General features: G+C 33.7%; 16 protein-coding genes and 1 pseudogene. 1 reads left to right on the top strand and 16 read right to left on the bottom strand.

Translation table 11 applies throughout. The features are described 5' to 3' along the window. Positions 1 to 98 precede the first annotated feature (98 nt). Positions 99 to 1,463 (top strand): vWA domain-containing protein, encoded by a 1,365-nt coding sequence (locus A9CBEGH2_RS06775; RefSeq protein ID WP_118276936.1) that lies wholly within the window; start codon positions 99 to 101, stop codon positions 1,461 to 1,463. A gap of 37 nt (positions 1,464 to 1,500) precedes the next feature. Here the strand turns inward: A9CBEGH2_RS06775 and A9CBEGH2_RS06780 are convergent, their stop codons facing one another. The 16 genes and pseudogenes from A9CBEGH2_RS06780 to A9CBEGH2_RS06835 all read right to left on the bottom strand — a co-directional run bounded on the left by A9CBEGH2_RS06780 (position 1,501) and on the right by A9CBEGH2_RS06835 (position 12,877). Further along, on the bottom strand, positions 1,501 to 2,658 hold the full coding sequence (locus A9CBEGH2_RS06780; protein ID WP_115715475.1) for a DUF349 domain-containing protein: 1,158 nt from the start codon (positions 2,656 to 2,658) through the stop codon (positions 1,501 to 1,503). 283 nt (positions 2,659 to 2,941) lie between these two features. After that, positions 2,942 to 3,673 (bottom strand): C39 family peptidase, encoded by a 732-nt coding sequence (locus A9CBEGH2_RS06785; RefSeq protein ID WP_118276937.1) that lies wholly within the window; start codon positions 3,671 to 3,673, stop codon positions 2,942 to 2,944. 161 nt (positions 3,674 to 3,834) lie between these two features. Beyond that, positions 3,835 to 4,353 carry a cyclophilin-like fold protein gene (locus A9CBEGH2_RS06790; protein WP_118276938.1) on the bottom strand — a complete coding sequence of 173 codons (519 nt, stop codon included), beginning with the start codon at positions 4,351 to 4,353 and terminating at the stop codon, positions 3,835 to 3,837. A 14-nt stretch (positions 4,354 to 4,367) separates the two neighbouring features. Further along, positions 4,368 to 5,027, bottom strand: coding sequence for a DUF4405 domain-containing protein (locus A9CBEGH2_RS06795; protein ID WP_118276939.1), 660 nt, complete (start codon positions 5,025 to 5,027; stop codon positions 4,368 to 4,370). Positions 5,028 to 5,396: 369 nt separating this feature from the next. Then, complete coding sequence (locus tag A9CBEGH2_RS06800) at positions 5,397 to 6,128, bottom strand: flavodoxin (RefSeq protein ID WP_157964955.1); 732 nt, start codon at positions 6,126 to 6,128, stop codon at positions 5,397 to 5,399. 9 nt (positions 6,129 to 6,137) lie between these two features. Continuing rightward, the gene (locus A9CBEGH2_RS12380) at positions 6,138 to 6,611 is read right to left on the bottom strand and encodes a cyclophilin-like fold protein (protein WP_178085858.1); all 474 of its coding nucleotides are present in this window, start codon (positions 6,609 to 6,611) and stop codon (positions 6,138 to 6,140) included. A gap of 108 nt (positions 6,612 to 6,719) precedes the next feature. Further along, the gene (locus A9CBEGH2_RS06805; protein ID WP_178085859.1) at positions 6,720 to 7,211 is read right to left on the bottom strand and encodes a flavodoxin; all 492 of its coding nucleotides are present in this window, start codon (positions 7,209 to 7,211) and stop codon (positions 6,720 to 6,722) included. A gap of 162 nt (positions 7,212 to 7,373) precedes the next feature. Next, positions 7,374 to 8,264, bottom strand: coding sequence for a LysR family transcriptional regulator (locus tag A9CBEGH2_RS06810; RefSeq protein WP_115715481.1), 891 nt, complete (start codon positions 8,262 to 8,264; stop codon positions 7,374 to 7,376). A gap of 283 nt (positions 8,265 to 8,547) precedes the next feature. Beyond that, complete coding sequence (locus A9CBEGH2_RS06815) at positions 8,548 to 9,180, bottom strand: flavodoxin (protein ID WP_115715482.1); 633 nt, start codon at positions 9,178 to 9,180, stop codon at positions 8,548 to 8,550. 20 nt (positions 9,181 to 9,200) lie between these two features. Further along, positions 9,201 to 9,668, bottom strand: coding sequence for a flavodoxin (locus A9CBEGH2_RS12505; RefSeq protein WP_232057330.1), 468 nt, complete (start codon positions 9,666 to 9,668; stop codon positions 9,201 to 9,203). A gap of 150 nt (positions 9,669 to 9,818) precedes the next feature. After that, a pseudogene (locus A9CBEGH2_RS12510) lies at positions 9,819 to 10,664 on the bottom strand (formylglycine-generating enzyme family protein); the annotation flags it as partial. Positions 10,665 to 10,791: 127 nt separating this feature from the next. Then, positions 10,792 to 11,049, bottom strand: a complete 258-nt coding sequence (locus A9CBEGH2_RS12580; RefSeq protein WP_197739420.1) for an aldo/keto reductase — start codon at positions 11,047 to 11,049, stop codon at positions 10,792 to 10,794. Between the two features lie 26 nt (positions 11,050 to 11,075). Further along, the gene (locus tag A9CBEGH2_RS12585; protein ID WP_269473669.1) at positions 11,076 to 11,477 is read right to left on the bottom strand and encodes an aldo/keto reductase; all 402 of its coding nucleotides are present in this window, start codon (positions 11,475 to 11,477) and stop codon (positions 11,076 to 11,078) included. Between the two features lie 17 nt (positions 11,478 to 11,494). After that, a complete protein-coding gene (locus A9CBEGH2_RS12590; protein WP_269473670.1) occupies positions 11,495 to 11,749 on the bottom strand; it encodes an aldo/keto reductase in 255 nt (84 codons plus the stop codon). Positions 11,750 to 11,774: 25 nt separating this feature from the next. Continuing rightward, positions 11,775 to 12,245 carry a hypothetical protein gene (locus A9CBEGH2_RS06830; RefSeq protein ID WP_115715483.1) on the bottom strand — a complete coding sequence of 157 codons (471 nt, stop codon included), beginning with the start codon at positions 12,243 to 12,245 and terminating at the stop codon, positions 11,775 to 11,777. An 89-nt stretch (positions 12,246 to 12,334) separates the two neighbouring features. After that, on the bottom strand, positions 12,335 to 12,877 hold the full coding sequence (locus A9CBEGH2_RS06835) for a flavin reductase family protein (protein ID WP_197739421.1): 543 nt from the start codon (positions 12,875 to 12,877) through the stop codon (positions 12,335 to 12,337). Positions 12,878 to 13,353: the final 476 nt, after the last annotated feature.

Below are 13,353 nucleotides of genomic sequence, written 5' to 3' on the forward strand. Positions count from 1 at the left end.
GATTTCAATAAGAAAATAAGCTTTCTAGGCATCTAAAAGAGGCAATAGTTTCTTTTTTTACATATCATAATGCAGAAATATAAAAAGGAGGAGATTTTATGGGAATAACAAGTGTAAACAAAACGATTGACAAACAGGAAATCAGCTGTGATGAAACTTTAAAAGTTACCCTGTCTTTAAATGCAGCGCCTAACATCATTACCCATCCAGTGGATATTGTACTTATATTGGATGAGTCAAAAAGTATGGAAGTCAGTGCTTTGGAAAACCTGAAAATAGCAGCCGATGCATTCATTGATATTATTCAGGAATCTACCCAGGGAGAAAGTGGACAAATTGGTTCTGGAAGTCATATCGGTATTGTCAGCTTTTCCGATACAGCAACACAAGAAACACAGCTTATTACCTCGACTGCAGATTTAAAACAAGCAATTGACAGCCTTCATGCGAATGGAAGAACAAATCATGCGGATGCTTTTACAAAAGCAATTGACTTATTCAATGCAGCTTCCAGCAATGAAAAAGTCATGATCATGTTTACTGATGGAAAAACAACGATTGGACTAGATCCTGCGCCTATTGCACAAAATGCCAAAGCACAGGGTATTGAGATTTATTGTATTGGACTTTTAGGAAGTGATGGTGTCGATGCAGATGCTTTGAATGAATGGGCAAGTGACCCTGACGCTACTCATGTCGCACTTACCCCAAATGAAGAAGATTTGAAAAAACTATTTGAAGATCTCGCAATGAATATTACACAGCCCGGAGCTACAAATATTGTATTAGAAGATATCATACAGCCAGATTTTACAATTAGCGGTATTCTTGCACCTGATAAAGGAACTGCAATCATAATGGATTCACAGACCATTAAATGGAATATTAGTGCTCTAGGTGTCAAAGAAAGTGAAAATGCAGTATTAGAATTTTATATTCGACACATTGGAACTGCATCCGGCTTAAAAAAAGTAAATGAATCTATTTTATATGAAGATACACAAGGTAATGTTGTGGATTTCCCAGAACCTATGGTACAAGTAAATTGTGGAGGTGATGTCATAGGAGAAAATTGTCCTGAACCAAAAGAAATATGGCTAGATCACTGTAAAGATTTCATTGAAGTTAACGCAGGTGATGTATATTTGCACTCACAGGGAAGACTATTAGAAATTGAAACTACGATCAAACATGTATGCCCTGATAAAAGAGTAGCTTTGGCTATCGCAGTCAGTGAAGAAGATGAATACAAAAAAGAGCATTCTTTAGGTACAAAGTTTCTAACAATCCCTGCACATCATGAAAAAGAATGTAAAGATATTCATGTTAAATGTATTCCATTTGTCTTGCCAGAAGAAAACTGCCGTTGCGATATGGGGATGTGTCAAAACCGCAAAATTAAAATCCGTGTATTTGCAAATACCATTGACAGTGATGTTCACTGCTGCAAAGATACAAACTAACAAAAAACCTGTCATAGCGACAGGTTTTTGCATTTATTTATTTGTCATTTTCAAGTTTTGCATCGATATCAGCAATTTCTTCTTCTAATTCCTGAATGAAAGCTTCTTTATCCGCAATCGCATCTTCCATATCGGCAATTGCTCTTTCTCCTAAAAGACCAACCATATCTGCCTGCATACGTTTGATTTGCTGTTTCTGTTTTAAAATTAGATCTGCTTTTCGATTACGAATATCTAACATACGATTTCTCCAGTTCGCATGCTTTTGTTCATTCCATTCTTTTAATCCATGGAAATATGCATCCATTACAGAACGGAATTCCTGCCAGATAGTATCTTCTCTATCTTTTCCACATGATCCAACACCTTTCCATTCAACACCTAAATCCTTCATTTTCTGTGTATTCTCACGTGTATATTCTTTTGTTTCTACAATATTGCGAGCCTGTTCCAGCAATTTCTGCTTTTCTTCATATTTAGCATCAAATTCTTCACGAAGAGTGTTATAATGTGCATTTCTTCTATCATAGAACGCCTGGCGATAAGCATTGAACTGTTCCCATAACTGCTCTTCCTCTTTACCAGCACTTCCAAATGCTTTCCATGCATCCAAAAGCTCTTTAAAGATTTCTCCTGTTTTTTTCCATTCTTCGCTATCTTTTAAAGAAGCTGCTTTTTCTATTAATTCCTGTTTTCCTTTTTGAGAAGCTTCAAATTTCGCCTGCATATCTTCCCAATGCGCATGCTTGCGGTCAAAGAATTTCTGTCTTTCGCTATTGAATTCTTCCCATAAAACATCGTCTTTTTCTCTTCCCGCAGATGGACATGCCTTCCACTCATCCATCAATACTTTCATATCCTCACTTGCTTTATTCCAGTCCTCAGACACAGCAGCTTTACGAGCTCTTTCAATTAATGCTTTTTTAACATCTTCATGTGCTTTATACTCTGCATTTCTTTTCCCAAAGAAACCATCTACAAACTGTTCAAACTCTTCCATCAAAGAATCTTCATAAGCGGATTCCCAATAATGGATTCTTCTCCATTTTCTTTGGATATCCATTACTGTTTTAAAATCCTCATTCCAGTCTTCACTTAACTGCAGCTCTCTTACTTCTTTTAAGATTTCCTCACGAAGTTTTACATCTTCATCAAAATCACTTACTTCAAACATTTCATCTACATCATTACGCATAAAAACCCTCCATCGATAAACCGATTTTCTTTAATATATAAATTTTAACTCATATAACAAAAAATATCATTCTTTTTTATAAAATATTTAAAAAAACTCATATTTTATAAAGAAAATTCCTTTCATTCATACATTTCTTCATGATTATTTGTTATATACTAAGTTCTCTTCATTATCTAATTGAATGTATACATAACAATTTGAAGTAACAGAAGAATACGATTCGCTGTCTATTGAATACCAGCAGGTCATCTTATCAAATTAAGATTTGTATATCTTCTTTTTAGGAAACCTTGTGATACATTACAACTGCTTGTCTATGCAAAGATTCATAACATTTCTCTACTTGTTTTCTATCGTAAGAAATTTCTTTTTCATATAAGGGATCATTGAAATAACAATGTGTATCATCCATTCCAACCAAAACCAGGCAATGTTCCTGTGCAGGATATTCGAAATATTGTCCATTACTATATAAAGAAATATAATATTCTATGTCCTTCATATCCAATGTAGCCCACAAAATAACAGGAATGTCCTTTTCCAGCCAAACTTCAAGATCACTCAATGCTGTTCCACTTATATCTTCTACGTTCCAAGTACTATCACTCGCATCTTTTAATCCTTGTACAATAACAAGTGCATAGCAACCTAAACCATCTGTCACTGTATAAGGATTTCCTGCATATGCGTGTGATGGATCTGGTCCACATAAAATATTATTTTCATAATATAAAGGCTGCATAAAAAGATATTCATCAACAAATTCCTGTGCTGTTATATCAAAGCCATAATATTGCAAGATCATAGCAGCACTAACTGCTTCACAGCCATTAGGAAGAAGAGGATACTGCTGGATCAAAGGAACTCCAGAAATTTTTGTTAATTCATTCTGCGACATCTTTTCCTCTAATACAAAATTACTATTTAATGCTTTTTCCGTCACATTTTGATTAGATAAAAAATTACTAATAGAAATCAAAAACACCAGCATAATATAATAGATTGATTTCATATGAACCCCTCCTCCTCTTTTATTACAAGTATCTTAAAGAATGTTACATAGATGAAATCAAACAAGACATTACTATACTTTATTAAGCAAGCACATGTCTTATTATCCATCAACAAATCCTTTGCTTTCTAAATATAATTGTTTTCTTCCATGCTATATTCTTATTCTGAAAGCTCTATTGTAACTTTAAAATCCTCTGTTTGTGATGTTAAGATATCAAGTCCTTCATCGATATGTCCAATCGCCAAAAGATCATCTGTATAATTATATTCATGATAAAAAATAGACAAATTTCCCCATGGTGCATATACCAGGATATCTCCTTCTGCCGGTGCAGCCCCCTTCTTTGTTCCTTCTAATGTAAAAGGTGTTTTTGGATATGCAATCTTTTCGGTATTGTTAAAGTCTTCAAATGTCATCGTTACAGGCAACATAGCTTTTAAACTATCTGCAGTTGGATTATCAAGTAATGTTGCATATATTTCCTGATCTCCAACTTTTAGACGAATTCGATTGCTTTCTGTCTTTTCTTCTGGTTTCATTTCTTCATTTTTTTCTTTCACTTCTTCTTTCACCTCTGCTTTTTTAGATTCTTTTTTATCTGGTGTTGTTTCCTTTTGAGCAGAACATCCACACACCAATAACAAGAACATCATAAAACTGCCAATTACCTTTTTCATATCATTGCCTCCAATTATTTCACTAATTTTTTTAACATTAAACCAATCCAGGTAAATAAACTCATCATTGCAATCTGCTTGATCATATATACAAATAGGAATTCCTGATAGTTCAAAAAGACAAATTCAACCAGTAAGAACAGTTCATTCCATAGTTTTCTTTCAAAAAACACATATACCCCATACAAAACAAGCATATACCCTAATGTCTGAGAAAACGTCACCAAGAAATCTGCAAACTTACCTTTCGAAATCTTTCTTTTAAACATTTGAAATATACTTTCCCAATGCATTCCAAGATGCAAACTCATAAACACAAAACACCAGGCCGTCGATGTTAAATGCAGTTTTCTTGTGAGAGCTGCGAAATGTATGTTCAAAAATGGAAAGGCATAGTTTGACATTAATATCCCGCTTAAAACTGCTGTCAAAAATGCAATAAGCAACAATATATTTATTGTTACAGAAAGTATTTTTGTTTTTGTCCATTTCGTTTTCCAGATTACCTTATACCAAGAAATATTTAAGATATTATGAAGAAGAAATAACACAAAAAAGCATACACCTAACCACTCATGCAGGAATACTTCTGTATATTGATACCCCATCACAAACAAACTGCAAAGTATCATCAAAAAATCAATCAGCAATCTTAACTGCACTTTTCTATTCATATGGATACCTCCTACAAAAAATAAAGAATGCAGATACTTTGTTCTACATTCTCATTTTAATTGATTTATTGGTTTAAATCTAATACCCTTTTCCTATCAAAATCTATACTTTAAAGGCATACCACAAAACAAAATAAACTTTGTGATTACAAAAGAAATGTTTTATCTCTATACATAAACATCCATCTTTAATTTAAGTAAAAAGCTTGATGATAACAGTTTCATTTCTTCACTTGTCAATTCATTTTATGTAGCGCAAGTACCACTTCCAGTATACACAGTTCAAATATGGCAATCATCAACAAGTTAACCTTATTCATCGCTACGATCGCTTTTTTCACACTTTTCTGCCAATCAAATTTATATATATCAGGAATTTTTGCCACTGGAACTTTCTTTATTTTGAAATCCGATAGAATCAAGCCATGCACTGATTACAGTTTCAGCATTGCCCATATCATCTCGATTAATGTCAATAGCAGGTAATACTTCTGTTGTTGAAGGAAGATCAGCAATAATGTCTTTTACACTGCCTGCCACTCCTCCTGTTCCATGAGAACAAAATGGAATCACTGTTTTGTTACTAAAGTCATATTGTTCGATGAAAGAGAATACTGCCATTGGAGCTGTATAACACCAATTTGGAAAGCCAAGAAAAATTATATCGTAATCATCGAAATTATTAATTGTATTTAGTAATTCCGGACGTACTCTATCTATTTTTTCATTTGCAGCACGATCAAGACATTTATCATAATCATACGGATACGCTTCTTTAACCTTGATTGGATATAGTTCTCCTCCTATTTGTGAATTTATTAACTGTGCCATCACTGCTGTGTTTCCTGGAATTGTAGAACTTGCTGAAGATAATACATCCATGTTTTGATTAAAAACAGTGTTATCTGCCCATGAAAAATAGGCAATTAATACCTTGCCATTCATACCTGCAAGATTCCCTGTCTTTGATTGAACAATTTCTTTTTCAGTTTTATCTATCGGTAATTGACGATCTGCTATAGCACTATTTTTACTGTAATAAACATAAAGTATTGTTAGAATAGACACAAAGAAAGCAATTATTATAATTTTTTGTTTCATCATACCACCTTATTTATGTTTCAAGGAAAACGTAATTTCTTCTCTGTTATCAAGATTTTCAAAAACAGATAAATCAGATATCACTTTTCCAATAGGAATCACATTAACGGAAAGATTTGGATTATCTGTCTGTGCATAAAAAATTGCCATGTTGTGATGATCTTCACAGTAAGTAATATCTCCATTCTCAAAAGTTTTTTGTCCGCCTTCCAGGCTTTCAGGATAGAAATCTACTCCGCCATAAAATTCTCTGCCTGCATATTTTGTCATAGAAATTGTGAATGGGAAATACTGCTTGATTTCATTAGCCAATGCAGTATTATAAAGCACTCCATCAAGAGTAATATTACCTATTTGAATCGCAATTTCTGTTTCACCCTCATCTGTTTTTTTTGAAAGCATACCAATAGAGTTTAACCAATTTTCTATAACAGTGGAGGAATCTTTAATATCCTTTGCTTCAATTGCCAAAGCTTCAAGCATATTTTTCGCAGAACTTTCTACACGAATACTATTATAGCTATTTCCTGCACCATAACCATCATGAGTACAAAATGGTATTACGGTTTTATCGGATAAGTCATATTTTTTTTAAAATGAAACCACAGCCTGTGGTACATCGGTTGCCCATACTGGATATCCAATAAAAATCGTATCGTAGTTAGATATATCCAAGTTACTTTTCTGAAGTTCTGGCAGCTTGTTATTTTCCATTTCATTATGGTTAACATCTCTAAGTTCATCAAAATCATCTGTATATGGTGTTACAGTTCGAATAGGAAACAGTTCTCCTCCAACTGTTTTCTGGATCATACGTGCCATATACTCAGTTGTTCCATAACGTTCTTTATCAATTACAACACTAGCCGAAGTAGATGCATCCACATCATCTGGATAATCCGTATTGCCATACCTTGAAAAATAAGCAATTAAAATGCGATTTTTTTCAATAGGAAGTCCGGCTGTTTTTTCTTGGGAACTATCTGCATAGTTTTCACTTTTACGATTACTATTATCCTTTGTACAGGAAGCCAATGTACATATCATACTGATTATTAAAGCTGATAATAAAAATTTCTTCATATTACTTCCTCCTAACAACGCCAGCATGCTTACTCTCATATCTTCAAAAATAATCTTATAAGGATAGAATTAAATAAAAATGTAAGCAAAACTTAAAGTGTATTACCACTGGTTTCACTTACATTTTAAATGAATGTTAACCGTATAACAAATGCTTAATTTTTATGTATTTCCCATACCTAGAAAGCATTTTGCATGCTCTATAAATTTTGTTGTTGCCAAACTAAATGGCTTCCCTCTTTTCCATGCAAAAACACTGGTTGCCGTAAGTACAGGATATAAAGGTCGGTATGTAATTTTAGATTGATCCCATAAGGATAACATGCCATCAATTACAACAGAATATGCCAATCCTTTTTCTACCATAATTGCTCCATTTGTATTTAAATTACTTGTGAATACAACATGAAGATTCTTGTAATAATCTCCAAACCAGCTTGCCAATTCACTTTGTACCTGTAAACGACGAGGCAATATCAAAGGCAGCTTCGATAATTCTTTTGCGCTAATATGTTCTTTTTCAGCAAGAGGATCACTCGGCGGCATCAACACGACCCAGCGTTCTTTTGTATTTAAACGAACAAACTCATATTTTTCAATATCAATCGGCTCTAGCAGAAGACCTATATCAATAAGTCCTTTATCCATCTGTTCCTTGACAAAATCTGCAGTAGCTGTGAAAAAATCAAAAGTAACACGAGGATATTTTTCTGTAAAAGACTTAATCAAATCCGATAGTATCTGAACTGCTGCAATTTCTCCGCAACCAATGGTTATTTTACCTTCAACTTGTTCATTTTGTCCCAAAAGTTCCTGTTCTGTTTTATCCACAAGCTGTATGATTTCTTCTGCACGCCTACGTAGCAGCATACCCTCGTTTGTTAATCTGATTTTTCTGGTACCACGATCAATCAACTTAACACCCAATTCTTCTTCCATCTGCGCTAACTGACGGCTTAATGTCGGCTGTGTGATATGAAGAACTTCGGATGCCTTTGTGATACTTTCTTCCCTTACAACTGTCAGAAAATATTTTAAAACTCGTATTTCCATAGTACACCTCCAATTTTTACATATACTACCCATTACATTAAAAATATCCTATCTATGTTTAAAGCGATACATCAATTCAGAAAACTTGATAATAGACAAGTTTCATTTAAGGAAATAGGCATTGAGAATCATAACGATAAGCAGATTTTATATTTTATCTGTACTACATTTATATTATACATTGCTTATTTTTGTAACTCAAAATATTTTATACTGAAAAAAGAATCTAATTATATTCTCTTTACTCTAGAGTATAATAGATTCTAATTTTACTATTCTTTTCTTACTTTAATGATTCTAACCAGTCACTAACAATTCCTTCACAGTTATCTACATTTGAATCCTGAATTGATAAACCATCTTCATTAACAGTAGCCCCTTTGACAACATTGGAAATATCAGAAATACTGCTTCCAAAGCCACTTCCTCCATGCGTAGTAAATGGAATTATCGTTTTTCCACTGAAATCATGACTTTCTAGGAAGGTAAAGATAACCATAGGGGATGTTCCCCACCAGCAAGGATAGCCCACATAAATCGTGTCGTACTGATCAATATTTTCTACATCGTTTTTTATGGCAGGTCGAACATTTGCTGCTTTTTCCTCACTAGCTAAATCTACACATTCATCATAATCCTCTGGATATGCTTTTTCTGGAACAATTTCAAATATATCACTGTTTGTTCCCTGCGCAATCAATTGTGCTACTTTTTCTGTATTTCCACTATAGGAAAAATAAACAACTAAAGATTTTGCGGAATCTTGATTTTCTGCCGTTGTTTCTTCTTTCTTTTCTTCTTGTTTTACCACAGCTTCTTTTTCTTGCCCACTTTGTTCATCATTATTTGATGAACAGGCTGCCAGTGAAACCATCATCACACCAGCAATTAAAAACACACATAATTTTTTCAACATATTTCATCCCTCCATAACATTTACTGTTCTAAAATATGATTTTGAGCTAACCATTGTGAAATATCATCGGATAAGCCACTATCTCCAGAGTAATGAACGCTTAGTGCTTCTCCAATTACACTATTTGGTGCCAGCTTACGAATATCATTTACACTTTGCCCCAATCTTCCGCCTCCATGCGAACAGAATGGAACAATTCGTTTATTAGACAAATCGTATTCTTCTAAAAACGAAGCAACTGGCATCGGAATCGTTGCCCACCAGTTTGGATATCCAATAAGAATCGCATCATATTTTGATATATCCTCCACATAGTTCTTTAATTCTGGTCTGGCATTGGCATTCATATCTCTTTGTGCTTCATCAAGAACGGTATTGTAATCCGATGAATAAGGATTTACCAATGTAAGTTCAAACATATCTGCACCTGTTTTTTCCTGAATTTGTTCTGCAATACCTTCCGTATTTCCTCCCCATGAAAAATACACAATCAGTGTTTTATCTCCACGAATATCATGCTTATCAACCGCTTCAATATCATTTACGATAATTGATTTTTCTGTAGTAGAAGCTGCATTTCTTGCTAAACGAAATCCTACGTTGCTAGCGGAAGTATTGGGATCTTTACTAGAGCGATAAGCACTTCTCAAGTGTTTTGCATAATCATTCCACCCGCCTCCGCGAACGATTCTAGCATTTCCAGTTGCTGGACCAGTTGGATTTTCTATATTTTTTTGATCGTATGCTCCATAAAAATCCCAGCACCATTCACCAACATTTCCATGCATGTCATATAATCCCCAGGCATTGGGCTGAAAACTTCCAACAGAAACACTCGTTTCTCTATACTGTCCTGGTTCTGTATCTAAATTGCCTTGTGAAAAATAATTTTCTTCAATCAAATATGGATAATGCCCATAATAATTTGATTCCTAATCACTAATAGAAGTTTCTGTATTAAAGGGTGTAGTCGTATTCGCACGACATGCATATTCCCATTCTGCTTCTGTTGGCAAGCGATAACCATTGGCATTTTGATCCCACTCAACTTCTTTTCCATTTACACGATATACTGGAGTCAAGCCATTTTTCTCACTCAGCTTGTTACAATACTCTACGGCATCAAACCAGGATACATTTTCAATGGGAAGATCTTCTCCATGAAATTCACTTGGATTTTTACCCATCAATTCTTCATACTCTTTTTGCGTAACTTCCAAAGGACTTATATAAAACGAATCAATTTTTACTTCATGAAGAACTTCATTCTCTTCCCTTTGCCTTTCTGTTTCAGGACTTCCCATTGGAAAGGTTCCAGAATCTAACAATTTCATATGATCCGATACACTCACTTTCTCAGGATTCGACTTAGCCTTATCCACTTCCTTATTCGTAAAGTAACTGGCAAATAGAACCATAAGGACTCCCCATACACTTATGATCAATACAGACAATGCAATATGTAATAATTGTCTTTTTTGCATCTCATCACTCCTTTACTTTCTGTACAAACAAATAATAAAACACTCTAAAAAAGATGTCTAATACTCCTTAAACATGTACATTTATACACTTTAGGCATGAAAAAAAGCCGGATAAATTCCAGCTTCTTCACAGTGCACCAACAACTTTATGAGGCGTATATTCTTCTTCCAAGAACTTTAAATCTTCCTTTGTTAATTCCACATCAAAAGCCTGTATTGCTTCTTCTAGATGTGTTATTTTTGTTGCCCCTATAATCGGTGCTGCCACCTGTGGCTGATGAAGCGGCCATGCAAGGGCAATCTGTGTTCTAGTTACATTTTTTTTCTTTAGCCAGTGCAGCCACACAATCAACAATAAGATGATCCACCTGTTCATTTCCATCATATTTAACAATCGATTCTTTATCTGTTTTAAAGCGAAGCGTATCCCCCTGCCAATCCCTTGTTAATCTGCCCGCAGCCAAGGGGTGAATAAGGCGTCAACTGAATGTTTGCATCTTTACAGTATGGAAGAAGTTCATGTTCATCTTCACGATATAAAAGATTATAGTGATTTTGCATAGAAATAAATTTTGTCCTGCCATTTCTTTCCGCAATATTCTGTGCTTTCTGAAATTGCCACGCATACATCGCAGAAGCACCAATATAAAGAACTTTACCAGACTTTACCAAATCATTTAATGCCCTCATCGTCTCTTCAATAGGGGTATCATAATCCCAGCGGTGAATAACAAGTAAATCAATATAATCTGTATCCAAACGCTTTAATGACTGTTCTACAGCTTGAAAAATATGTTTGCGTGATAATCCCATTCCATTTTTCTTTTCTTCTACTGGAAAAAAACTTTTGTAGCAATCACAACTTCTTCTCGATCTGCATACTCTTTTATCGCTTTTCCTAAAATACATTCACTTTCACCTAAAAAATATACATCCGCAGTATCAAAAAAATTAATTCCCAAATCTAATGCTTTTTTAATAATTTTCTTACTTTCTTCCTCTTTTAAGATCCATTTTCCTCTAGACCATTTATCTGGATACAAAATCGAAATGAAAGCCATTAAAATTGAAAATGATTTTTTCATTATCAAACCCCTTCCAATACTGCTTTTATGTACTTGAACCTGCAATAGGCCCTTTGTTTTTCAACTCAGAAATTATTTTTTCAACTTTACTTGATAAACTTTGATTCCCCTGCTTCTTTAATTCTTGATTGATTTCATTGAGTTTTCGTAACAAGGCTTCTCCCTCATTTTTATCAAACAGCCATGCTTCTTTCCCATATTTGGATGATATGGCAAAAGATAATAATATTGGCTCATCAAGATTCAAAGAACCAATCTCTCCATTAACATAGTCAAGCCTCACATTACTCATAAAACTGTAATATCCATCGCCATTCATTTTCACATCAACATATACATTCTCATACGTTTCTGTTTGATCCTCTTGTACAGGTTCAACAAAATCAACGATTTGTGCTTGTTTGTTGATATTTTCCGTTTCCTCATTTTCTGAAGCATATACAGTAAATGACAATAAACATATACATGCCATCACGAAAAGAAAGATTTTTTTCATGAAATCACCTCATTTTCATTTATTGATCCAATTTAACAATATACATACATCGTATTTCATCTGTCTTTTGTATATTTAAACAATGTTACCTATTTCTCAAGTTTTAAACATTTACCAAGTACTTCACCAGTCGATAAATATTGATACGTCGGCATTTCAAATAATACCGGTTTTAACTTATCATAATTAATTTTTCCTTGTTCATCCAAACATTCTTCCTTAACAAACGTATTTTTTATTAAAAGAATGAAATTATCAAAGTCTTCTGTTTCATAATTGTTTTCCACAATACACTCCATTGTTAATGGGGAATCCTTGATCATTGGAACCCCTGTTTCCCCAATTTCTTCATCAAAAACATTTGATTTATCAACAGTTTTGCCACTAACTGATCCTACATAATTGGCTTTACTTAACAATTGTTCATCAATTAAATTCACAGATACCACACGGCTTTCTTTTATTCCTTTGTTTGTATAATGTGCCTTTGCACAACTAATCAATAAACGATCATGGCCTAATATACCAACATGGGCAACCAATAGCCAATTTGTTTTGCCATCTACTTTCGTACCTGCTACACAAACAGGTGTGGGATACAATGCCAACACTGATCCAATATTTTTTCTCATATTACTTACATTCCTTTTTTCTGTTTGAATACAATACATTAAATAATCCATACGTGCTAACTGATGTTCTTTAAAATGAATATCAACTAAAATCGAGTTAGGAATCTGATATCATTTGCCTGCTTCTTTTGTCATTTTACTAATCACCCTTTCTAAAATTATTTTAGGTTGCAATACAGACAAAGTAAAATACTTAAATTTAATTGATTCCTATGCTTTGAAAGCATTTCTTTTTTTACATGAATACATTATTTCAAATAACAAATAATAAACCGTTTCAATAGGAACAATAAAAATCCTTATTTACCACATCCCTCTTTTCTTCTTATGCTGCTTCCACAAGCACATATGATCGAAACACTTTAGATTTAGTTTAGACATAAGAAAAAACCTGACTTTTAAAAATCAGGCTAAACATCATATATCATCAAATAAGGCAAATTTTAAAACTTTGAAAAAACTTAATTCAAGAGTGT

Source organism: Amedibacterium intestinale, from assembly GCF_010537335.1.
GTDB classification, from domain to species: domain Bacteria; phylum Bacillota_I; class Bacilli_A; order Erysipelotrichales; family Erysipelotrichaceae; genus Amedibacterium; species Amedibacterium intestinale.